19 protein-coding genes and 1 tRNA gene are annotated in these 21531 nt (G+C 67.3%); 8 read left to right on the forward strand and 12 right to left on the reverse strand.

The window, feature by feature from the left end; all coding sequences use genetic code 11:
- Positions 1-5: 5 nt before the first annotated feature.
- Together AC1DK4_RS03910 and AC1DK4_RS03915 are read left to right on the forward strand one after the other, a co-directional pair.
- Entirely contained in the window at positions 6-308 is a 303-nt protein-coding gene (locus tag AC1DK4_RS03910; RefSeq protein WP_441613786.1) for an HP0495 family protein, read from the forward strand.
- Between the two features lie 298 nt (positions 309-606).
- Positions 607-1800, forward strand: coding sequence for a class I SAM-dependent rRNA methyltransferase (locus AC1DK4_RS03915; RefSeq protein WP_441650173.1), 1194 nt, complete (start codon positions 607-609; stop codon positions 1798-1800).
- Between the two features lie 178 nt (positions 1801-1978).
- On the opposite strand, the gene AC1DK4_RS03920 is transcribed toward AC1DK4_RS03915, so the two are convergent.
- From AC1DK4_RS03920 to AC1DK4_RS03950, 7 genes are all read right to left on the reverse strand, one after another.
- Complete coding sequence (locus tag AC1DK4_RS03920) at positions 1979-2698, reverse strand: glutathione S-transferase family protein (RefSeq protein WP_441650172.1); 720 nt, start codon at positions 2696-2698, stop codon at positions 1979-1981.
- Positions 2699-2833: 135 nt separating this feature from the next.
- On the reverse strand, positions 2834-3748 hold the full coding sequence (locus AC1DK4_RS03925; protein WP_441613789.1) for a carbonic anhydrase: 915 nt from the start codon (positions 3746-3748) through the stop codon (positions 2834-2836).
- A gap of 89 nt (positions 3749-3837) precedes the next feature.
- Positions 3838-5568 carry a serine hydrolase gene (locus AC1DK4_RS03930; RefSeq protein WP_477131398.1) on the reverse strand — a complete coding sequence of 577 codons (1731 nt, stop codon included), beginning with the start codon at positions 5566-5568 and terminating at the stop codon, positions 3838-3840.
- Positions 5569-6050: 482 nt separating this feature from the next.
- Positions 6051-6386, reverse strand: a complete 336-nt coding sequence (locus AC1DK4_RS03935) for an EF-hand domain-containing protein (RefSeq protein ID WP_441650171.1) — start codon at positions 6384-6386, stop codon at positions 6051-6053.
- Positions 6387-6755: 369 nt separating this feature from the next.
- Positions 6756-6842, reverse strand: a tRNA-Leu gene (locus AC1DK4_RS03940).
- Positions 6843-6970: 128 nt separating this feature from the next.
- Positions 6971-7600, reverse strand: a complete 630-nt coding sequence (locus tag AC1DK4_RS03945; RefSeq protein ID WP_441650170.1) for an MlaC/ttg2D family ABC transporter substrate-binding protein — start codon at positions 7598-7600, stop codon at positions 6971-6973.
- Between the two features lie 113 nt (positions 7601-7713).
- Positions 7714-8256 carry a DUF3455 domain-containing protein gene (locus AC1DK4_RS03950; protein ID WP_441650169.1) on the reverse strand — a complete coding sequence of 181 codons (543 nt, stop codon included), beginning with the start codon at positions 8254-8256 and terminating at the stop codon, positions 7714-7716.
- Between the two features lie 516 nt (positions 8257-8772).
- On the opposite strand from AC1DK4_RS03950, the gene AC1DK4_RS03955 reads away from it, so the two are divergent.
- Positions 8773-11223, forward strand: coding sequence for a DUF3772 domain-containing protein (locus AC1DK4_RS03955; protein WP_441650168.1), 2451 nt, complete (start codon positions 8773-8775; stop codon positions 11221-11223).
- Between the two features lie 131 nt (positions 11224-11354).
- Here AC1DK4_RS03955 and AC1DK4_RS03960 read toward each other — a convergent pair whose 3' ends face one another.
- Entirely contained in the window at positions 11355-11792 is a 438-nt protein-coding gene (locus AC1DK4_RS03960) for a YciI family protein (protein ID WP_441613795.1), read from the reverse strand.
- A 165-nt stretch (positions 11793-11957) separates the two neighbouring features.
- Positions 11958-12692: a GntR family transcriptional regulator gene (locus AC1DK4_RS03965; protein WP_477131399.1), complete on the reverse strand. Its 735-nt coding sequence runs from the start codon at positions 12690-12692 to the stop codon at positions 11958-11960.
- Between the two features lie 140 nt (positions 12693-12832).
- Here AC1DK4_RS03965 and AC1DK4_RS03970 point away from each other — a divergent pair, with 140 nt between their 5' ends.
- From AC1DK4_RS03970 to AC1DK4_RS03985, 4 genes are read left to right on the forward strand one after another with little or no spacing between them, the layout of a single operon-like run.
- Positions 12833-14209 (forward strand): class-II fumarase/aspartase family protein, encoded by a 1377-nt coding sequence (locus AC1DK4_RS03970; RefSeq protein ID WP_441650166.1) that lies wholly within the window; start codon positions 12833-12835, stop codon positions 14207-14209.
- 22 nt (positions 14210-14231) lie between these two features.
- Positions 14232-15638: a cation:dicarboxylate symporter family transporter gene (locus tag AC1DK4_RS03975; RefSeq protein ID WP_441650165.1), complete on the forward strand. Its 1407-nt coding sequence runs from the start codon at positions 14232-14234 to the stop codon at positions 15636-15638.
- A 41-nt stretch (positions 15639-15679) separates the two neighbouring features.
- Positions 15680-16681, forward strand: a complete 1002-nt coding sequence (locus tag AC1DK4_RS03980) for a tripartite tricarboxylate transporter substrate binding protein BugD (RefSeq protein ID WP_441613799.1) — start codon at positions 15680-15682, stop codon at positions 16679-16681.
- A 5-nt stretch (positions 16682-16686) separates the two neighbouring features.
- Positions 16687-18081 (forward strand): class II fumarate hydratase, encoded by a 1395-nt coding sequence (locus AC1DK4_RS03985; RefSeq protein ID WP_441613800.1) that lies wholly within the window; start codon positions 16687-16689, stop codon positions 18079-18081.
- 1 nt (position 18082) lies between these two features.
- Here AC1DK4_RS03985 and AC1DK4_RS03990 read toward each other — a convergent pair whose 3' ends face one another.
- Positions 18083-19012, reverse strand: coding sequence for a 2-hydroxyacid dehydrogenase (locus AC1DK4_RS03990; protein ID WP_441650164.1), 930 nt, complete (start codon positions 19010-19012; stop codon positions 18083-18085).
- 2 nt (positions 19013-19014) lie between these two features.
- Complete coding sequence (locus AC1DK4_RS03995; protein ID WP_441650163.1) at positions 19015-19782, reverse strand: class II aldolase/adducin family protein; 768 nt, start codon at positions 19780-19782, stop codon at positions 19015-19017.
- Positions 19783-19899: 117 nt separating this feature from the next.
- Here AC1DK4_RS03995 and AC1DK4_RS04000 point away from each other — a divergent pair, with 117 nt between their 5' ends.
- Positions 19900-20811 carry a LysR family transcriptional regulator gene (locus AC1DK4_RS04000; protein ID WP_441650162.1) on the forward strand — a complete coding sequence of 304 codons (912 nt, stop codon included), beginning with the start codon at positions 19900-19902 and terminating at the stop codon, positions 20809-20811.
- Positions 20812-20886: 75 nt separating this feature from the next.
- Here AC1DK4_RS04000 and AC1DK4_RS04005 read toward each other — a convergent pair whose 3' ends face one another.
- Positions 20887-21378: a flavodoxin family protein gene (locus AC1DK4_RS04005; protein WP_441650161.1), complete on the reverse strand. Its 492-nt coding sequence runs from the start codon at positions 21376-21378 to the stop codon at positions 20887-20889.
- Positions 21379-21531 lie beyond the last annotated feature (153 nt).

A 21531-nucleotide genomic window follows, 5' to 3' on the forward strand; every position in this document is an offset into this window, starting at 1 on the left:
CAGCAATGAGCACCGATGATCCCAAGGGCAAGCCGGGCGAGATCACGCCGGCCGAGTCGCTGATCGAATACCCCAGCCATTTCCCCATCAAGGTGATGGGCACCATGCAGGACGGCTTCGCCGAAGCCATTGTCACGCTGGTGCAGGACTTCGACCCCGACTTCCATGCCGGCAAGATGGAAATGCGCCCGTCGCGCAATGGCAACTACCTCGGCCTGACCGTCACGGTCTGGGTCACCAGCCGCGAACAGCTCGACGACCTGTACCGCGCGCTGACCTCGCACCCGATGGTCAAGGTGGTGCTGTAGTGGCCGGGAGACCGGCTTGCGCCCCTCTCCCGCCCGCGGCAGAGGGGCCGGGGGAGAGCGCGGGCGCCTGATACGTCGCCATCCGGGACATACGCCGCAGGCTTCGCTTCTTGCGGCTCCCGGCCAGACCACCGCTCTCCCCGGCCGCCTGCGCAAGCGGCTTTGGCGCATCCGCCGGCTTCGTCCGGCGACAGCTTTTTTCCCCTGCCGCCCTGAAGCCGCCACAATGGCCCACCGCCGAACCCGCGCGCCCATGCCGTCGCTATGGCGCCGCGCCCAGATCCAGAACTAGAAAACCATGAACACCATCACCCTCAAGCCCGGCAAGGAAAAATCCCTGCTGCGCCGCCATCCCTGGGTCTATGCCACCGGCGTGGCCGCCACCGAAGGCCGCTGCGAACCCGGCAGCACCGTGGTCATCCGTGCCGCCGACGGCCGCTTCCTGGCGCGCGCGGCGTACAGCCCCTCGTCCCAGATCCGCGCGCGGGTGTGGAGCTTCGACGAGAACGAGCCGGTCGACCACGCCATGTTCAAGCGCCGCGTGTCCGCCGCGCTGGCGCATCGCAAGCAATGGGTCACCGACAGCAATGCCGTGCGCCTGGTCTTCGGCGAGTCCGACCGCCTGCCCGGCCTGGTGGTGGATTACTACGGCAGCGGCGCCACCGGCCAGCTGGTGTGCCAGTTCAATTCCGCCGGCGTCGAGGCATGGAAGGACGCGCTGGTGCAGGCGCTCGTCAAGGAGACCGGCTGCCCCAATGTGTACGAGCGCTCCGACGCCGCCGTGCGCGAACGCGAAGGCCTGCCGCTGGTCACCGGCGTGCTGGCCGGCGCCGAGCCCGATCCTGAACTCAATGTCACCGAACACGGCGTGCGCTATTACGTGGACGTGCGCAGCGGCCACAAGACCGGCTTCTACGTCGACCAGCGCGACAACCGCAAGCTGGTCGGCGACCTCGCCGCCGGACGCGAAGTCCTCAACTGCTTCTGCTACACCGGCGGCTTCTCGCTGGCCGCGCTGCGCGGTGGCGCCACCGCCGTGACCTCGATCGATTCCTCCGGCGAAGCGCTCAAGACCGCCGCGAACAATGTCACGCTCAACGGCTTCGATCCCGCGCGCGCCACCTGGCTCGACGCCGACGTGTTCAAGACCCTGCGCCAGTTCCGCGCCGAAGGCCGGCAGTTCGACCTCATCGTGCTGGACCCGCCCAAGTTCGCCCCGTCGGCCCAGCATATCGACCGCGCCGCGCGCGCCTACAAGGAAATCAACCTGGTCGGCATGCAGCTGCTGCGCCCGGGTGGCCTGCTGTTCACGTATTCGTGCTCGGGCGCGATCAGCATGGAGCTGTTCCAGAAGATCGTGGCCGGCGCGGCGACGGACGCACGCGTGGACGCGCGCATCCTGCGGCGCCTGTCGGCCGGCACCGACCACCCGATGCTGTCCGCGTTCCCGGAAGGCGAATACCTCAAGGGCCTGCTGCTGGAAAAGATCTGAGTCTGAGGCGGGGGCCGGGGCCGGCGGCAGCGCCGTCATCGCAATTTCACGCGGGCGTCGCCGCTCCGTCACAAACCCCGCCTATAGTCCGGTATGCGGATGCGGCATTGGCAGGTGTCCTCCGCCTCTTCCTATCAGTCTTCGTGGTAGTTGCCCCGCGGCGTAGCGGGGCTTTTTTTTAGGCGCGGGCCGGGCTGCCTAGCGCGTCCTGTCCCATCGCCGCCCGCACCGCGTTGCAATGCCGGACGAGATTCGGGCGCGACAGCACGAAGCGCTTCAGCGGCGTGTCGATATCGTAGCCATGGATATTGGCGACGAACCCGTACAGGCCCGCATCGGTGCTGGCGGGTGCCGCGCCGAACAGGAAAGGCTGGTCGCCGATCAGGCCGGAGAGCACCGCGAGATCGGCCACGCCGCGCGCGTACACCTCGTCCGCTTCGAAGCGCCCGATCCCCTGGTAGTAGTACCGCTCGAAGTTGTATTTCTGCGCGCCGGCCAGCGCCGCTTCGGTGAGCTCAGGATGCTCGCGCAGCAGGGCCGCCATGAAGCTCGGCCAGTAGCGCTCATCGCGCCAGCGCGAGTACGACATGACCCAGTAGAGATCATCCAGCGTGCGCCGGATCATGTGGTCCAGGCCATGCTGCGCCTCGGTCAGCGACGCATCGATGGCCAGGCTGTACTTCTGCTTGAGATGCCGCACGATGGCGTCGCTGTCGCCGATCGCCTTGCCGTCGTCGTCCACATAGGGAAGCTGCCCGCGCGGGGCCAGCTTCGTGTCGAGGATATGGCGGTGCGCGAATGGCAGGCCGCTGAGCCGCAGGAAGGCAAAGACCTTGAGGCCGTAGGGATTGTTGTCTTCGAGGCCGAACAGGCCCGGGTAGGAAAAGAGGGTGATCATGCGCGCTCCTCTCGGGCCCTTCCCGCGGCCGTCTCAAGGGTTCGGGAAAATGCGGGCGACTTCAGGATCTTTGCACCGGCGCAAGGCGGCGCGCGTCAGGCGTTGCGGCCGCCGCGCCGCCTGCACGAGCGCGACCTACACCAGCGCGACCTTCCCGCTCTGCAGATCGTAGACCGCGCCGACGATGTCGATCTTCTTGTCGCCGTAGCGCTTCTGCACCACCGGCGGCGAGGCCTTGAGGCGGATCACCTGCCGCCGCACGTTCTCCGCGACCGCGCTGCCGGGCAGGTCGGCGGGCCCGGTCTTTTCCGCGGCGATCACCGCCGGCTTGATCGCCGCCACGAGGCCCGGCAGATGCCCGGGCAGGACCGCCTTGTCCTTCAGCACCTTGATCGCGGCGTCGACCGCGCCGCAGTTGGTGTGGCCGAGCACCACGATCAGCGGCACCCCCAGGAACTCGATGCCGTATTCCAGGGAGGCCAGCAAGTCGGGACTGACGATATTGCCGGCGACGCGCACGACAAACAGGTCGCCGGGCGCCTGGTCGAAGGCCAGCTCCGGCGCGACACGGGAATCGGCGCAACCCAGGATCGCGGCAATGGGGTACTGCACCTGCGCGCGGGCGGCGCGGCCGGACGAAAAATCGCGCTCGTCGGGCGTGTTCGCCGCATAGCGCGCGTTGCCGTCCATCAGCCGCTTCAACGCCTGCGCAGGCGCGATCGCGTTCTGCGGCGGCGCGCCCGGTGCCGGCGCATCGGCCGCGAGTGCGGCACCGATGCTCCACGGCGCCAGCGCGGCGAGCGCGCCGGTCCTCAGGAAGCCGCGGCGCGAAACATGGCTCGCATGCCGGGCGTCATCACACAGTTCACACAGATCGCACATCTCGTCCTCCCTTCGCCGTCCGATTCCGCGAGCCGCCGCAGCGGAGCACGGGCCCGGGGGCCGATGGCCGGCGACGTCGCGATTTGCGGCTGCCCGCAGCTTGCGCGAGCGCCTGCGATCCAGTCCGTGCAGGAAGGTTAGGAGATCCCGCGCGACATTGGGAGCCAATCTGGCGCCCGGCAAGCGCCGCCATCCGGAAAACCCGGCGGCGCCTCACCCGGGCCGGCAGGATCGGGCGGCACCATGCTGCACTGCGTTCAGGCCGGCATGACCGGTCGCGGCGCCAGGAACGTGCCATCCGGCTGGTAGAAGACGAGCGCGTCCACCACGCCCGGCGAGGGGCTGCGAAACGCGACGCGATATCCGGCGAGCCCCTCGATATCGAAGGACYGCCCGTCGAACGGCAACAACCGGCGAACCTGCTGCGTCGCAATGCGCAAGGTCAGCTCGCCCGCCGCGTCGAGCACGACATCGATTTCCTGCGCGCCATGCAGGAACCTGCCGGCGCACAACGCGCGGAAGGCGGGATCGAGCACATCGCCGGCGGCCTTGCGGCGAAAGACAATGTCCGCGACCATTGGCTCGAATGGTGCGGTGATCCGGTCGATGACGCCCTCCCGGTCATAGCCGAAGGTGAGTGCCAGGCAATCCGGATTGATCTCGGCCGGCTTGTCAGGGACGGTGAACACGTCGTAGTGGCGATGCTCGAGCGGCCCCGACATGCCGCGCCAGCACCACGCCAGCTTGCCACCCTCGCTGGCAATGCCGATCCGTCCGTAGGCCGGGTGTTCGTACTCGCCGACATAGTCGTCAAGCGCGTGGCTCGGTGCCGTTCCGGTGCGGCGCAATTCGCCGCGCGCCTGCCGGTCGACCTTCTGCTGGGCCAGCACCTCGCGGCGCATGGCGCGGAACCGCCCGAACCAGTCGACCGGCTGGTGGCCACAGAGCCGGTCGAACGCGGCATAGGCGAGAATTTCCGGCACGCTGCTGGCGTCGCGGTTGGTCAGCACCGCGACGCCGATCCGGCGTTCCGGCAGCATCGCCATCGCGGTGCCCCAGCCGACCCACGAGCCGGTATGCGACACCTTGCGCTCGCCGCGATAGTGCTCCACCGTCAGGCCGAGCCCGTAGTGACAGTCACCGACCTCGCTGAACACGGAGCGCCCGGCATGCACGTTCGGCGTCATCATCTGGCGCACGACATCTGCCGACAGCAACGGCTTGCCGTCGATGGCGCCCTCGTTCATGAGCAAGCGCATCCATCTTGCCAGGTCGGACACCGAGGCATTGAGCCCGCCGGCGGCTAGCGCGCGGATCGGCGTGAGCGTCGCGCGCCGGCTTTCTTCGCCCTGCCTGATGTGGGGATGCGCGTGGTCGGGCGCAGCGGCGAGCGCCTCGATGCCGAGTCCGAAATGCGCGAAGCCCAGCGGACCAAGCAGGCGCCCGGTGGTGAACGCCTCCCAGCGCTGCCCGCTGATGCGCTCCGCGATGTGCCCGGCCACCACATAGCCGAGGTTCTGGTACTGGTACGCAGCGCGCAGATCGCGGCTTGGCTCCAGATGGCGCAACGCCGCCAGGATCTGCGCCATGGAGAGGTCGCCCGGCGAGTGGATCCAGTCGTGGCGCGGCAGTCCGCTGTGGTGGGAAAGCAGATCCCGCACCGTCACGCGCTCCGTCGCCACGGCATCGTGCAGCCGGAACTCGGGGATGATGTCGCGCACGGGTTGCGCCCAGTCGAGCCTGCGCTCGTCCACCAGCAGCCCCAGCCCGGCGGCCGTGAAAGACTTCGTCAGCGAGCACAGGAGAAACTGCGTGTCTTCCGTCACGGGCAGGCCGGTGTCGGTATCCCGCACGCCATAGCCCTTCGACAGGAGGATCTCGCCATCCCGGATCACGGCGACGGCAACGCCCGGCACCCGCCACTCGTTCATCGACGCTTCGACAAGGCTATCGAAATCACGCAGCGCGGGGCTTTCCATCTTGTGCATGCTCGCTCGGGAAGAAGCCTGGAGGAAGGTGTGCCATCCGCGACGATTTTCCCGTTTCCCGCCAGCGCTCTCAAGTCGGCATTCACCCGAGTGCCTGCATTCGGGTTTATGCCAGCTTTTCGCAGGTTCTGCGTTGCGGTCTACTGAAGGCGAGTTGAGACGTGGCTGGAGCGTGGATCGGTACCGATTGGCTTGCCACTACATTCCAGCCGTGGATTCCTACTTCAGGAGACAAGACCATGGTGACCAAGCAGGATGATGCCTTCGTTCTGAAGAACCTTCTCGCGCTGGCGGCAGTGGAAGCGCTAGGCGGCGCGATTGCGCTAGGGTTCGCCTTCAACCTGCTGACCTGACTGCAAGGACCTCGGCGGTCCTTCATCGGCGTCACGTACTTCGCGTACTTCACGTACTTCAAGCACTCCACCTATTCGCGTTCCCCGGTGCCGGCCTGACGCCGGCCGGTCCCGGGGAACGTCGTCAACTCAGTTCAACCCGCCCGGATTCTGCGCAGTCGCGCGCTGCTTGGCCTTGGCAGCCCAGAACGCGCCAATCTGCCTTTGCGAGACCGAGCCGGTCTTCTTTACATCGATCTCGTCGAAGTGCTTGTAGACCTCGGGCATGCCGGCCTGCGCCTCCTCGCGCGTGAGCTTGCCGTCGTGGTCGGTGTCGGCAGCCTTGAACGTTTCGGCGAATTTCGCCTTGGCTTCCTTTGCGTTCATCGGCTGCTGCGGCTGCTGCGGCTGCTGTGCGCCGACGGTTCCGCATGCGAGGATGGCGGCCAGAGCCAGGCTGGCGGTCGACATTAGTCGTGGAATCATCAGAGTCTCCTTGAGCACTTCGATAATGAGTCCGGCCGGTCCCGCGCTTGTCCGCGGCCGGCCTGCTCTTGCTGGGGTCGGGAGAAGTCGATCCGCGGCCCCTTGGCAACGATCATGGTCGGCTTTCGGGTATTGCGGAATTCATTTGTTTCGGCAGCCGATATTAGACTTTCCGAGGGCGGACGGTGGCGCGAGGCAGGTCCGGCGCGGCGGCGGACCGCGCCATGCCGTACGCTGCAGCACGGCAACTTCCTGGAAATATCCCTGCCGGCGTGCCGGCGCGGACTGCGATCTTGCGGGATCGGGGGCAAGGCGGGGGGCGGAAAAAACAAAAGGCCTGCATCGCTGCAGGCCTTTTGCTTCATGACTTGGTGCCCAGGAGAGGACTCGAACCTCCACAGTGTTGCCACCGCTAGGACCTGAACCTAGTGCGTCTACCAATTTCGCCACCTGGGCAAGGTGAGCGGCGCATTTTACCGGACAATCCAGAAAATGCAAGCACCACTTGCCTGCCTGCGCGGAAATGGCCCGGATGCCGAACGCCAATGCGCAAACGGCGCAGCGGCGGCCGGCAACGGCCGATGTCACTGCCTGCCGGAGACAAGCCGGTCGTTGCGTTCGGCGAGGGACCGGATCAGGCCGTCCACGCCGCCTTGCTGGATGATGTCGTTGAATTGCTGGCGGTATGTCTGCACCAGCCACGCGCCGAGCACGTTCAGGTCATATACGCGCCAGCCTTCGGTGGTCTTGTGCAGGCGGTAATCGATCTGCAATGGCTGGCCGCCCGTCATATTGGTAGCGACCGTGCGCACCACCACGTCGGTCTCCGTCGGCTCGATGCGCGACGGCGGATACTCGATCTGCTGGTCCGGGCGGAGCTGCGCGATTGCGCCTGCGTAAGTGTGGATCAGCAGCAACTTGAACTGTTCGATCACCTGCTGCTGCTGTGCCGGCGTCGCCGCGCGCCAGTAGCGGCCCATGGCGAGCTGCGTGGTGCGGTGCAGGTCGGTGTAGGGAAGGATGTCCCGGTTCACGATCGATATGATCCGCGGGATATCGCCTGGCGCGACCGCATGCGTGCGCACCTCGTTGAGCAACTGCTGCGTCACGGTCTGGATCAGCGCCTGCGCCTTCGACTGGTCGTCGACCTGCGCAAAGGCCGCGCCGCTGAACGCGGACAACGCCAGGAAGGAAGTGATCAGGAATGCTTTCATCTGGGAACCTGCGCGGATAGTCGGTGCGTTCCCTATTGTGCGAGATTTTCCGGTGACCCGCCAAGGCGGGGCATTTCACCCGCCTCCGTCTCGCCACCGGCGGCCATCGGGCGCTATTCGATGAAGACGTAGTCGGCCCGGTAGGGCACGCGGTCTTCCTGCCCTTCCTGCGTGCAGGCCTGGGGCAGCGCCACGCCGCCATGCGTATTCAGCCGCTGGACGTAGCGCGCGGACCCCAGCAGGCCGGCGCCGCCGACACTCGTCGCCTGCAACAGCAATAGCGGAATGCTGCCCGGCTCCCGCGCATTCGCCGCCTGCCGCAAAACCTTGCCGGTCAGCTTGCTGCCATCGGGCGCTTCCCAGCTCGGGCCGGCGTAGTGCTTGACGGCGAGCTTGCCGCCGGCGTCGTACAGGTCTGCCTCGGGCGCCTTGAAGCTCCATAGCAATTGCCCGTTCTGATCGCGCTTGCACAGGTAGATCTGCACGCCGGAGGCGCGCATGGTGGCGATCGTGCGGACCGCATCGGCGGGCTGGAGATCGGGCGGCGCGGCGCCCTTGTCGACGGCACAGCCCGTCACGGCGCAGCAAGCCAGCGCGCATGCCATGCCGCGCACGATGCGCTTCGCCCTGCCACTACTGCGGGAACCCGGCAACATACGGCCTCCTTGCCCAAGCCTAGGCAGCATAGTACTTGGCGGACCGGGCTGCCAGGATGGCGCCGCGATCTGCGCCGTGTTCGCCGCGTTCGCCGCGGCATGTCCGCGCTCGCCCGCCGCGACGGCTCGGGCGCCATCTTGACCGGCACGCAAACAGCAAGGCGCGTCGCCTGGCGGCACCGCGCCGTGTGACTTGAACGCTTGCGTATAATCCAGGTTTCCGCGATCCGCTCGCCAGCGAGCCAGCCGATCGCCTGAATCCCGGTCATCACACCCCGCGCCAGCCAGGCCGGTGCAGGCCCCGAGCGCGGTAACACCGCCAGGCCACTGACCACCCCTCGCGGAAGTGGATCGCCGGTCATGCGGCGCCCCTTCCTTGTGTTCCTCCCCGGCGCCCCGGCCGTCCAGCACCTCGATTGTCGTTCCCCGACGCTCCGCCAGCAGGCGAAGCCACGACAATCGCAAGCCATTGTGCGATTGCCGGCTCAGCCAGACCATCCGAAACGTGTTTCCGCTATGAGCCATTTTCCCAAGCTCGCGCTGAGCCTTGTGCTGGTCGCACTGTTCCACCTGACGCCGGCGGCCCTGCCGGCAGCCCTTGCCGCCGAAGCGGCGTCGGAGGCCGCCGCATCGCAGCCGGCTATCCTGACGCACGCCGAGGCGGTGGCCGAGCTCAAGCGCCTGCAGACCGAGCAGGATCGCATCAAGCAACTGGCGTCGAGCGCCACCAGCGGCACCAAGCTCGACGGGCTCGACGACGTCATCCAGCAACTGGCGACGGACGTCGACAAGCTGGCCACGGCATTGACGCCCCAGCGCGCGCAGTTGCAGGCACAGCTCGATGTGCTCGGCCCGCCGCCCGAAGCCGGCAGGACGCCGGAGGCACCCGCCGTCGTGCGGCAACGGGCTGACCTCAATGCGCGCAGGGCGCAAATGGACGTCGAGCTCAAGCAGGCGGCCGAGAGCAAGGAAAACATCGCCAACCTGAAGTCGCAACTCGGCAAGCTGCAGCGCAGCCAGATGAAGAACCAGCTCGCCTTGCGCTCGGAAAGCATCCTGAACCCGCAGTTCTGGGCGCCGTTGTCCGCGCCGTCGATGGACGACCAGGAGCGGCTGGGCGAATTCAAGGAACAGCTCGTGTCGATGCTGCAACTGGCGTGGCAGCCCGGGCAGCAGGCCGTCACCGCCGCGCTCCTCCTGCTCGCCCTCGCCGTGTGGACACTCGGCCGGCTGCTGATCGAGCGGGCGCTGGCATGGTTCTGCCTGACGCGGCTGCCGGAAAGCCGGTTGCGCCGCAGCGCCCTGGCGCTGGCGACTACGCTGACCACCCTGGTGACGACGGCCCTCGCGGTACAGATCGCCTACACCGCCTTCACCCGCCACTATGCATTGCCGCCTGAACTGCAGGACCTGCTCAGCGAACTGGCGAAGCTGACCTTGACCAGCGCGCTGATCGCGGGCCTGGGGCGGGCGCTGCTGTGCACGCGCCACCCGTCGTGGCGCCTGCCCGCGCTGGCCGACCCGGTGGCGCTGGCAATGAAGCCGTTCCCGACCGTGCTGGCCGGCCTGTTGCTGCTGGCCGGTACGCTCGAACAACTCAACCGGACCGCCGACACCAGCGTGCAGGTCACGCTGCTGGGCCGCGGCCTGGTCTCGCTGGTGGTGGTGCTGACCATCGGCGCGGCGCTGCTGCGGGCCAACCGCGTGCGCACCGCGCTGGCGGCGGCCGGTGAGCCGCCAGAAGCGCGAGCCGCGCTGGCAGGCATGATCCACGCCGGCGTGACGATCACGATCATTGCCTCGCTCGGCGCCCTGCTGGTCGGCTATATCAGCTTCGCGCGCTTCCTGACCTACGAGCTGGTCTGGTTCGACATCGTGCTGTGCAGCCTGTACCTGCTGACACGGCTGACGCGCGATATCTGCCAAGGCCTGTTCTCGTCGCATCACACCAGTGGCCGCGTGATCAAGCAGCTGTTCGGCGCGAACGACAGCCACCTGGAGCAGGTCTCCACCGTGTTGTCCGGGATTGGCGCGAGCCTGCTGCTCCTGGTGGCCGTGATCGCCCTGCTGACCGGCGGCTTCGGCACCACGCCCGTCGACCTGCTCAACAGCCTGCTGACAGTGCTCGGGGGCGAGAGGCTGCGCAGCCTCAACATCATGCCCGAGCGCATCATGAACGCGATGATCGCGCTGACGGCCGGCATCTGGCTGCTGCGCTCGGTGCGCCGCTGGCTCGACGCGGAACTGCTGCCCAAGGTCTTCACGGAGCCCGGCCTGCGCGCCTCGCTGATCACGCTGTTCAGCAATGTCGGCTACGTGCTGGTGGTACTGCTGACCTTGTCGCTGCTGGGCGTCAGATGGGAGAACCTGGCCTGGATCGTCAGCGCGCTGTCGGTTGGCATCGGCTTCGGCCTGCAGGAGATCGTCAAGAACTTCGTCTCGGGGCTGATCCTCCTGACCGAGCGGCCGGTCAAGGTGGGCGACATGGTCAGCATCGGCGGCGTGGAGGGCGACATCCGGCGCATCAATGTGCGCGCGACGGAGATCCAGCTCGGCGACCGCTCCACCGTGATCGTGCCGAACTCGCAGCTGATCTCGCAGAACCTGCGCAACGTGACCATGAGCAACAGCACCCAGGGCGTGGCGACATTGCTGCTGACCTTCCCGCTGAACATCGATCCGGAGCAGGTGCGAGACCTGCTGCTCGATGCCTATCGCGAGAACGAGACCATTCTCGACCTGCCCGCGCCGTCGGTCACGTTCAGCCAGCTCGCGCCGAACGGGATCACGCTGAGCGTGACGGGCTATGTCGGCAGCCCGCGCATCGCCACCACCACCAAGAGCGATCTGCTGTTCGAGATCCTCAAGCGGCTGCGCGCGGCCGATATCGCGCTGTCGGTGCCGCAGACGCTGAGAGTCGAGAACATGCCGGCGCCGGGCACGGAATCGCTGGCGGCGGCCGGCTAGGACCCCCGGCGCGGAAGCGGTTGGTGAGGTAGCGCTTCACCGACGTGCGCGCGAAGCCGGGACCGGCGGCGAGATCCCGCGGCCCGCCATGGGACCGGAGGACGCCGCCAGTGCCCCGGGGTGGGCAGGCCTCAGCGCGGCCCGCCCGCGTTGCCCGCGGCCTCGGCGCGCACGCGCTCTTCCTGCGCCCGCAGCTCGGGCGTGAATTCATCGCCGAAATCGGCGGCCTCGAACAGCGGGCGGATTTCGATCTCGGAGTCGCCTTCCATGGGGTTGGGGCAGCGCCTGACCCATTCCACCGCCTCTTCCATCGACTTGACCTGCCAGAGCCAGAACCCGGCGACGAGCTCCTTGGTCTCCGCGAACGGGCCGTCGATCACGCTGCGCTGGCTGCCCGAGAAGCGCACCCGCTTGCCCCTGGCGCTCGGATGCAGGCCCTCGCCCGCGAGCATCACGCCCGCCTTGACCAGTTCTTCGTTGAACTTGCCCATCGCCGCGAGCAGCTCCTCGCCGGGCATCTTGCCGGCTTCCGACTGGCTCGTCGCCTTTACCATCACCATGACACGCATCGTCTTTCTCCTGGAACAAGTGGCTGGAGCCGCGCGGCCGCGCGGCCACGAAGCCGGTTCAGGGCCCGCGGGATGCGGGCCCGACGGGCAGCTCTGACACTACGACGGGCCGGGGCACCGGAAATCGACACCGCCCGCGAAAAATCCGCGCCGCGGCAATCCTGCTCACGCGCCCGAGCGCTGTAGTCGCATCGATACGGAATACCGCTCGGCGGGATGCACGGTCACGGATACCTCGAACGCCTCGCCAGCCGTGTCCAGATAGCGGCGCACGATCTTCAGCGCCGCGGCACCCACCTCCAGCTGCAAGGCGTGCGCCATGGCCGCATCCGTCACCGTGCAGGCGCGGATGTCCTGGTAGATCTCCGCGATGTGGCGGCCATAGCGCTCTTCGATCAGCGCGCTGATCAGGGTGCCCGGCGATGCGCGCACGATGTCGCCAAGGTCCGCGTAGGCCGGATCGACATAGACGTCGGTCCAGCCGATYGGTGAGCCGCCCGCCTCCCCGACCATCCGCAGGCTGGTGATGCGCAGCCACCGCGTGCCGCTTGCGCAACCCAGCTCAGCGGCCAGCGCGCCGGTCGCTTCCAGCGACTCCACCGAGCGCACCACCCGCAGGTGTTCCGAGCCGAACTGCACGAGGTCATCCACCGAAGCCAGGGTCGGGCGAAAGACATTGGTTGGCCTGGCCGCCTCGACCCGCGTGCCTACATTCTTGCGCCGCGATACCAGTCCCAGCTGCTGAAGCTCCTGCAACGCCGCCCGGATCGTGTGGCGGCTGGTCTGGTACTGCTCGCACAACTCAAGTTCGGTCGGCAACAGCGAGCCAACCGGGAAACGTCCCGAGGTAATGCCATYCGTGAGTTCACGGGCGATGCTTGCGAAATGGGGTCTGCTCATAAGGCGGAATCTTGGGCCAGGGGAATCACATTTGTCCAGCTGCGGGTTAACACTGGTTTGCTGAATATGTTCGGACATACTAAAGTATAGATATGTCCGAACATATTGACACCCCCCTTCACCAGCACCAAGAGACCCTCATGCCGAATCCCACCCTCCCCATGGCCAGCACCGTCGTCGACTCCATCCTGTTCCGCGATGCCTTTGGCACGCAGAAGATGCGCCAGATCTTTTCCGACGGGGCGCTGATCCAGCGCTATATCGATGTCGAAGTCGCCCTGGCGGCGGCCGAAGCACGCGTCGGCGTGATTCCCGCCGAGGCGGCGGCAGTGATCGCGCGGGAATCGCGCCTCGAGCGCATCGACTTCGATCACATGCGCGAGGAAACCGATATCGTCGGCTACCCGATCCTGCCGCTCGTGCACCAGCTTGTCGCGATGTGCGGCGAGGCCGGCCGCTTCGTGCACTGGGGCGCCACCACGCAGGACATCATGGACACCGCCGTCGCGCTGCAGGTGCGCGACGCGCTCGATTCCATCGACGCCGACATCCGCGAACTGCGCGGCATCCTGGCGGGACTGGCGAAGACGCACCGCGACACGCCCATGGCCGGCCGCACCCACCTGCAGCAGGCGCTGCCGGTGACCTTCGGCTACAAGGTCGCGATCTGGCTGGCGATGTTCGATCGCCATCAGCAGCGCATCGCCGAACTGCGCCCCCGCGTGGCCGTGGTCGAATTCGCCGGCGCGGCCGGCACCCTGGCCTCGCTCGGCGACCAGGGCTTCGCGGTGCAGGAAGCGCTGGCCGAAGAACTGGGGCTTGGCGTGCCCGACACCACGTGGCACGTGGCGCGCGACGGCTTCGCCGAGGCCGTGAACCTGCTCGCGCTCGTCACCGGCTCGCTTGGCAAGATCGCGCTCGACATCATGATCATGGCCTCGACCGAGTTTGCCGAGGTCTACGAGCCCTTCGTCAAGGGCCGCGGCGCCAGCAGCACGATGCCGCAGAAGCGCAACCCCATCTCCAGCGAACTCATGCTCGCCGCATCGAAGGCCGTGCGCCAGCACGCGGGGTTGATGGTGGATGCGATGGTGCAGGACTTCGAGCGGGCCACCGGCCCGTGGCACGCCGAGTGGATCGCCATCCCCGAGAGCTTCATCCTGACGGCCGGCGCGCTGCACCAGGCCAAGTTCGCGCTCGGCGGCCTGATCGTCGACACGGAGCGCATGAAGCACAACCTCGGCATCTCCAGGGGCCTGATCGTGGCGGAGGCCGTGATGATGGGCATGGCCCCGCATATCGGCCGCCAGCAGGCCCATGACGTGGTCTACGACGCCTGCCGCACGGTCAACGAGCAAGGCGGCTCCCTCGCCGACGCGCTGGCCGCCCTGCCCGAAGTCACGAAGCACTTCGACCGCGCCGCCATCGAGCGGCTCACCGACCCGTGCAACTACCTCGGCCTCGCGCCGCAGATGGTTGACCGCGCCATCGCACGCTCCGCGCGCGTGCCTGCCTGAACTGAGGGTGGAGGAAGACAATATGTACAACGAAACCAAGCAAACCCCCGAGGCGCCGCCGCCGGCGCGCAAGCTCCCGTGGTACCGCAAGCTGGGCATGCAGGTGCTGCTGTCCCTGGTGCTCGGCATCATCGTGGGCTTCGCCTTCCCGAAGTTCGCCTCGCAGCTCAAGCTGCTGGGCGACATGTTCCTGTCGCTGATCAAGGCGGGCGTGGCCCCGCTGGTGTTTCTCACCATCGTGCATGGCATCGCGTCGGCCGGCGACGTGAAGAGCGCGGGCCGGGTCGGCTGGCGCTCCATCGTCTACTTCGAGGTGATCTCCACCATCGCGCTGGTCGTTGGCCTGCTGGCCGGCAACCTGCTGCAGATCGGCAAGGGCATGACGAGCGTTGCGGCAGGCGCCGCGCCGCCGGTCGCCAAGGCGGCGGCGCCGCAAGGCTTCCTGGAGTTCATGGCCCACATCGTGCCGGACTACTTCGTGGGCGCGTTCGCCAAGGGCGAACTGCTGCAGGTGGTGGTACTGGCCGTGATGGTCGGCATCGGCATCCTGGCGATTCCCGAAGGCCGGCGCGAGAAGATCAACGGCGGCCTGGACACCATCTCGGAGGTGCTGTTCTCGTTCATCAACCTGGTGATGAAGCTCGCGCCGATCGGCACCTTCGGCGCCGTGGCCTACTCGGTCGGCAGCAACGGCGCGGCGGTGCTGGTTGCGCTGGCGCAACTGGTGCTGAGCTTCTACGCCGTGGTGGCGCTGTTCATCGCGGTGGTGCTGGGCCTGATCGCCAGGCTGGCGGGTTTCAGCCTGTGGCGCTTCCTGCGCTACATCAAGGATGAAATCCTCATCGTGCTGGGCACCGCGTCCTCGGAAAGCGCGCTGCCGCGCCTGCTGATCAAGCTGCAGCGCCTGGGCTGCGCCAAGCAGACGGTGGGGCTGGTGCTGCCCACGGGCTATGCCTTCAACCTCGACGGCACCTCTCTGTTCATGGCGATGGGCGTGATGTTCATCTCCCACGCCTACGGGGTACCGCTCTCGCTCGATCACCAGATCGGCATCCTGCTGCTGATGCTGCTGACATCGAAAGGCGCGGCGACCGTCTCGGGCGGCTCCTTCGTGGTGTTCGCCGCGACCGTCACCTCCACCGGCATGCTGCCGGTCGAGGGGCTGGCGGTGATCTTCGGCGTCTATCGCTTCCTGTCGATGGCGATCTCGACCTGCAACACCATCGGCAACAGCGTGGCGACCGTGGTGGTGGCGAAGTGGTCCGGCACGTTCGACCCGGAAGTGGCCGCGCGCCATCTCTACCCGGAGCGCTATCCCGATGCCGCGGCCGCCGATGCCGCGCTGGACGACGGCAACCTGCTGGGCGAAGACGCCAGCGAGGCCAACCCGCATACCCCCGGCATTCCGCTGTCGAAGGCCACGACCTGAAGCTCACAAGAACATATCCGCCCACCCGGAGGAGACCATCCATGACCCGTACCAAGCCCTCGTTTCTTGCCACCCTGGCGCGCGTGGCCGGCGCCGCGGCGCTGATCGCCGCCAGCCATCCGGCCGCCGCGCAAGGCTATCCCGCCAAGCCGGTCACGTGGATCGTCCCGTTCGCCGCCGGCGGGCCCACCGATGCCCTGGCGCGCACCATCGCGGAGCGCGTATCGCGCGAAGTCGGCCAGTCGATCGTGATCGACAACTCGCCCGGCGCCGGCGGCACGGTGGGCGCGGCCAAGGCCGCGCGCGCCGCGCCCGATGGCTACACCATGCTGGTCGGCCACATGGGATACATGGGCGCCGCTCCGGCGCTGTACAAGAAGCTTGCCTACGATCCGGTCAGGGACTTCGCGCCGGTGTTCCGCTTTCCGGATACGCCGATGGTATTGATGGTCCGCAAGGACCATCCGGCCAAGGACATCCGCGCGCTGGTCGACTTCGGCAGGAAGAACCCCGGCAAGCTCTTCATCAGCAACGCCGGCATGGGCTCCAGTTCGCATCTGATCGCCGCCCTGTTCGCGTCGGCTGCCGGCATGAAGGTGTCCCTGGTGCCCTACAAGGGCGCGGGGCCGGCGCTGATCGATGTCATCGGCGGCCAGGTCGACGGCATGTTCGACCAGACCAATACCGCCTTGCCGCAGATCACGGAGTCCAAGGTGCGCCCGCTTGCGGTGACCTCGGCCACCCGCGTGGCGCAGCTCAAGGACGTCCCCACGCTGGCCGAGAGCGTGTTGCCGGGCTTCGAGGCCGCGACCTGGTACGGGATCTATGCGCCAAAGGGCACGCCGCAGGCGGCGCTCGACAAGATGCAGGAGGCTTACCTCAAGGTCATGTCGGATCCGGCGTTCACCGCGAAGATGGCAGGCCAGGCGATCCAGATGCTGCCGCGCGAACAATACACGGGCCGCGCGCTCGGCCTGCACACCGAAGCCGAGATCGCGCGCTGGAAGGCCGTGGCGGCAAAAACGAACATCTCACTGGACTGAAGACGATGACCATGACCCGAGTCGAGCACGACGCCTTCGGTCCGGTGGACATTCCCGCAGACCGCTACTGGGGCGCGCAGACGCAACGCGCCCTCGGCCTGTTCACGGTGGGCGAGGAACGCTTCCCGGCCTGCCTGATCCGCGCCTTCGGCCTGCACAAGATGGCGGCGGCGCGCGCCAACGTGCGCTGCGCGGCGCTGGACGCGGGGCTGGCGCAGAGCATCGTCGCGGCCGCCGGGGAACTGCGCGACGGCCGCTTCGACACGCACTTCCCGCTCACCATCTGGCAGACCGGCTCCGGCACCCAGACCAATATGAACGCGAACGAAGTGATCGCGAATCGCGCCAACGAGTTGCTGGGCCAGCCGCTGGGTACCAAGTCGCCCATCCATCCCAACGACCATGTCAACGCCTCGCAGTCCTCCAACGATAGCTTCCCGAGCGTGATGCAGATGGTCGCGGCGCTGGAAGTCAGAGACCGGCTGCAGCCGGCCTTCGCCTGCCTGCGCGATGCGCTCCTGGACCGCGCCCATGCCTTCGCGGACGTGATCAAGGTGGCCCGCACGCACCTGATGGACGCCGTGCCGATGCGCATGGGCCAGGCGTTCGAGGGATTCGCCGCGCAGGCCGCCAATGGTCTCGCGCGGCTCGACAGCGTGCTGCCGCGCCTGCTGGAATTGCCGCAGGGCGGCACGGCGGCGGGCACCGGCCTCAATGCACCCGCGGGATTCGACCAGGCGTTCTGCGAGGAAGCCGGCCGGCTCGCCGGCCTGGCGTTCCGCCCCAGCCCCTGCAAGGTGGAGGGCATGTCCGCGCACGATGCGCTGGTCGAACTCTCCGGCGTACTCAACGTCATGGCCACCTCCCTGACCAAGATCGCCAACGACCTGCGCTGGATGGGGTCGGGACCGCGCTGCGGCCTGGGAGAACTGACGATTCCGGATGATGGCCTGACGTCGTCGATCATGCCGGGCAAGCGCAATCCGACCATCGCGGAGGTGGCCGTGCAAGCGGCCATCCAGGTCATGGGCAATCACGTCGCGGTCACCATGGCGGGCGCATCCGGCAACTTCGAACTGAATGTCGCCAAGCCGGTGCTGATCCACAACGTGCTGCAGTCGATCCGCATCCTGTCGGACAGTGCCCGCCTGCTGGCCGAAAAGCTGGTCGCGGGACTCGAGGTGAACCAGGAGAAGCTGGCCGCCAACGTGGAGGGTGCGCTGCTCGCCGTGACCGCACTGAATCCGGTCATTGGCTACGACCGTGCCGCGCAGATTACCCGCACCGCCATCGCGCTCGGCATCACGCCGCGCGCCGCGGCGATGCAACTGGGCCTGCTGAGCGGGGAAGACTACGACCGGCTGGTCAATCCCGAGCGCATGGCGAAGGGGCTCCCCTGAACTAGTACCCCCGTGCGCGATCGACTTCGTTCAACACGGCCAGGCCGCTCCTGACCCGACGCACGTTCTCCACGCACTGCTGCGCGACGAGATCGAACGAGGCCTGGGCGGCGATATGCGGCGTGGCCAGGATGCGAGGGTGGCGCCAGAGCGCGGAGTCCGCGGGCAGCGGCTCGGCACGGTAGACGTCGAGCGCCGCGCCCGCCAGATGCCCGCTGTCYAGCAGCGCGATGAGATCGGACTCCACCAGATGCTCGCCGCGCCCCACGTTGACCAGGTATGCGCCTTGCGGCAGCTGCGACAGTCGCCTGCGATCCAGGATCTCATGGGTGTCGGCGGTCAGCGGCAGCGTGCAGACCAGGATATCGCTCTGCGACAGCAGCGTCCCGAGTTCGCTCTCGCCGGCAAAGGTGGCGATACCCGGCAAGGCTTTCCTGCTCCGGCTCCAGCCGGCCACATGAAACGCCGCGCCGTGCATGGCGCGTGCCACCGCCTGCCCGATCTGCCCGAGACCGAGGACGCCCACCCGCGTCTTCTGCGCCGGGCGAACCGGATGCCGGTGCCATTCGACCCGCAACTGCTGGGCTTCATAGCAAGGCAGTTCGCGCGTATGGCGCAATGTCACCGCCAGCACGTACTGGGCGATCTCCAGCGGCTGGCGCGGGTCGACCACGCGGGTGACCGGCATGCCGGGCGCAAGGTCTGTCGCCGAGAGCAGCTTGTCCACGCCGGCGCTCGGCGCGCTGATCAGCTTGAGAGCGGGGTACGACGAGGCGACGCCGTCTTGCAGGCTCCACGCCATGATGCACTCGACTTCCGGCACGGGGGCTTGCGCCGCGCTTGTCCACACGGGAATGTCGGGCGCAGCCTTGCGCAGTGCATCGGCCAGTGGCGCGGACAGCGATGGATGGATCAGAACCAGGATGCCCATGTTCAGGTCCTGAACGAGGGATCGATGCGGTCCAGGCGTCGCAGCAGCCCGGGCCAGACCAGGCCGGCGCCCTGGCCCTTGGTGACCTCCTTTGCCTGCCCGGCCATGCCTTCGAGGATGGATGCCGGCACGTGGGTCAGGCTGGTGCCGCCGCTTTGCGCCAGGATCTGCACGCGGCATGCGGTCTCCAGCGTGTACATGGCCAGGAAGGCTTCGGCGATGGTGCTGCCGCATGTCAGCAAGCCATGGTTGCGCAGGATCATGTTGCTGGCTGTGCCCAGGTCCGCCACCAGCCGCGCGCGCTCGGCGTCTCGCAGTGCCAGGCCTTCGTAGTCGTGATACGCGAGCGCGCTGAGCGGAAACATCGATTGCTGGGAGATCGGCAGCAATCCCTCGCGCTGCGCCGAGACGGCAATGCCGTGCAGCGTATGGGTGTGCAGCACGCACTGCACATCGGGCCGCGCCTCGTGGACTGCGCTGTGGATCAGAAAGCCGGCCGGATTCACCAGGTGCTCGGTCGGCCCGACCGGCGCGCCGCCGTGGTCCACCTTCACCAGACTGGAAGCCGTGATCTCCTCGAACATCAGCCCGTAGGGGTTGATCAGGAAGTGCTGAGGCGCGCCGGGCACGCGCGCGGAGATGTGGGTGAAGATTAGGTCGTCCCAGCGGAAATGCGCGACCAGCCGATAGCAGGCCGCCAGGTCCACGCGGGTGCGCCACTCCGCATCGGTCATGTCTGTGCCGGCATGCGGCTCGGTATGTGCTGTCATAGGTTGACTCCAGGATTTGCGGGGCGAAACTCAGTGAAGCTGTCCCATACTGGAAGCATTGCAACCTATCGTCAAATGCAATATTTTTCAGTTTTCCATGCGTAAAAACTTAATTTCATGGCCCTGAGGAAGTACCAGCACTTTGTCACCCTGATCGAGGCCGGCAGCTTTGCCAGGGCGGCGGACGAACTGCACCTGTCGCAGCCTGCCTTGACGCGCAGCATCCAGGCCCTCGAAAGCGAGCTGGGCAAGATGCTGATCGACCGGGCCTACGGGCGTGCCGCGCTGACCGCCGAGGGCCTGGTCGTGCTGGAGCGCGCGCGGCGCATGCTGCGCGAAGCCCGCGAGATGAAGCGCGACCTGGAAATGATGCAGGATCTGACCCGCGGCCATATTCGCGTAGGTTTCGGCGCACTTGCCGCGTCGTTTCTGCTGGACCCTGTGCTTGCCATGCTGCTAGGCCGCTATCCCGGCCTGCGCGTGGACGTCGAGATCGATGAGGCGCGCGCATTGGGCGAGCGGATCGAAGCGGAGGAGCTGGATGTTTTCCTTGGGGAGAGCACCAGCATCGACAAGCGTCCTCAGTTGCTCGTCGAAGACTTGCCGCCGATCGAAACCGGCTTCTTCGTGCGCGCAGGCCATCCGCTGGCGCGCAAGTCGGCAGTGGCGCTGCAAGACCTGCTGGGCTATCCGGTCGCCGGCCCGCATCTGCCGAAGAGAATCGCCGCGATGCTTCGCCAGCGCCTGGACGAACAGGTCCCCGGCACTGCTCGCGATCTGCTGACGGTGGCTTGCGACCAGTTGCTGACCGTTCGCTCGCTGGTGCTGGAAACCGAAGCGGTGGGTCTCGTGCCCAGCGAGATGATGAAGGCCGAATGCGCCGCGGGAACGGCGCGCAGGCTCGCCGTGCTGGGCTTCGATGACATGTGGTCGCCGTATGGCGTCGTCACGCTGGCCGGGCGCACGCGGTCACCGGCGACGCAGGCATTTATCGCGATCCTGCAGGAGAGCGTTGCGCGCTACAGGTAGCCGGCCAAGTCCCCGATGGATTTGCCACGCCATCCCGACGATATGCCCGGGCTTGCGCGATCGTCCGCGGCCACGTCAGAACACGCCCAGCGCGATGCCGGCCGCCAGTCCGGCGCCGAGCTCGGCACAGCGAGCGAGATCATCGGCGCTTATTTCCTTGCGCGCCAGAATGCGTTCGGGCGTCTGTGCATGGGTACAGACGATCAGGCCTGGCGCCACGCAGTTGAGCCGCCATCCGGTGGCGATGCGTTCGACCTGACGCAGTGCGTTCTGCCCGTCGCTGCCGGCGCAGATCATGGCCGCGTACGGGCGGCCGTTCACCTGGTCAAGCGCCGCGTAGTAGCAGCGATCGAAGAAGTCCTTCATCAGCCCGGACATCGAAGCCAGGTTTTCCGGCGTCGCGAACAGGTAGCCGTCGGCCGCCAGCACATCGTCCGGGCCGGTCTCGGACGCACGCTGCAGCCTGACCGCGACGCCCGACTGGGTGCGCGCCGCGCCGGCTGCCGCCTCGGCCATCTGCTGTGTTCCCCCGGTCATCGTGTGGTAGATGATCAGCAACGTCTTCATTCATGCTCCGCCATATGCAGGTCCGCGGGTCCGCGGGTCCGCGGGTCCGCAGGTCCGGTCAGCCAGGAATCGCCCAACCTGTCCGGGTTCTCGCAAAGGTAGCCCTCGATTCCCGTCGACGTCAACTTCGGCAAGCGAGCAGGCGCTTGCGGG

This window comes from Cupriavidus sp. 05N38 (genome assembly GCF_056397345.1).

Excerpts from the sequence above, each read along its gene's own strand:
- AC1DK4_RS03920 (WP_441650172.1), bottom strand. The coding sequence starts at position 2,698 with ATGATCACCCTCTTTTCCTACCCGGGCCTGTTCGGCCTCGAAGACAAC.
- AC1DK4_RS03955 (WP_441650168.1), top strand. The coding sequence starts at position 8,773 with ATGAGCCATTTTCCCAAGCTCGCGCTGAGCCTTGTGCTGGTCGCACTG.
- AC1DK4_RS03985 (WP_441613800.1), top strand. The coding sequence starts at position 16,687 with ATGACCATGACCCGAGTCGAGCACGACGCCTTCGGTCCGGTGGACATT.
- AC1DK4_RS03995 (WP_441650163.1), bottom strand. The coding sequence starts at position 19,782 with ATGACAGCACATACCGAGCCGCATGCCGGCACAGACATGACCGATGCG.
- AC1DK4_RS04005 (WP_441650161.1), bottom strand. The coding sequence starts at position 21,378 with ATGAAGACGTTGCTGATCATCTACCACACGATGACCGGGGGAACACAG.
- AC1DK4_RS03945 (WP_441650170.1), bottom strand. The coding sequence starts at position 7,600 with ATGAAAGCATTCCTGATCACTTCCTTCCTGGCGTTGTCCGCGTTCAGC.
- AC1DK4_RS03960 (WP_441613795.1), bottom strand. The coding sequence starts at position 11,792 with ATGCGTGTCATGGTGATGGTAAAGGCGACGAGCCAGTCGGAAGCCGGC.
- AC1DK4_RS03975 (WP_441650165.1), top strand. The coding sequence starts at position 14,232 with ATGTACAACGAAACCAAGCAAACCCCCGAGGCGCCGCCGCCGGCGCGC.
- AC1DK4_RS03980 (WP_441613799.1), top strand. The coding sequence starts at position 15,680 with ATGACCCGTACCAAGCCCTCGTTTCTTGCCACCCTGGCGCGCGTGGCC.
- AC1DK4_RS03915 (WP_441650173.1), top strand. The coding sequence starts at position 607 with ATGAACACCATCACCCTCAAGCCCGGCAAGGAAAAATCCCTGCTGCGC.
- AC1DK4_RS04000 (WP_441650162.1), top strand. The coding sequence starts at position 19,900 with ATGGCCCTGAGGAAGTACCAGCACTTTGTCACCCTGATCGAGGCCGGC.
- AC1DK4_RS03970 (WP_441650166.1), top strand. The coding sequence starts at position 12,833 with ATGCCGAATCCCACCCTCCCCATGGCCAGCACCGTCGTCGACTCCATC.
- AC1DK4_RS03910 (WP_441613786.1), top strand. The coding sequence starts at position 6 with ATGAGCACCGATGATCCCAAGGGCAAGCCGGGCGAGATCACGCCGGCC.
- AC1DK4_RS03950 (WP_441650169.1), bottom strand. The coding sequence starts at position 8,256 with ATGTTGCCGGGTTCCCGCAGTAGTGGCAGGGCGAAGCGCATCGTGCGC.
- AC1DK4_RS03935 (WP_441650171.1), bottom strand. The coding sequence starts at position 6,386 with ATGATTCCACGACTAATGTCGACCGCCAGCCTGGCTCTGGCCGCCATC.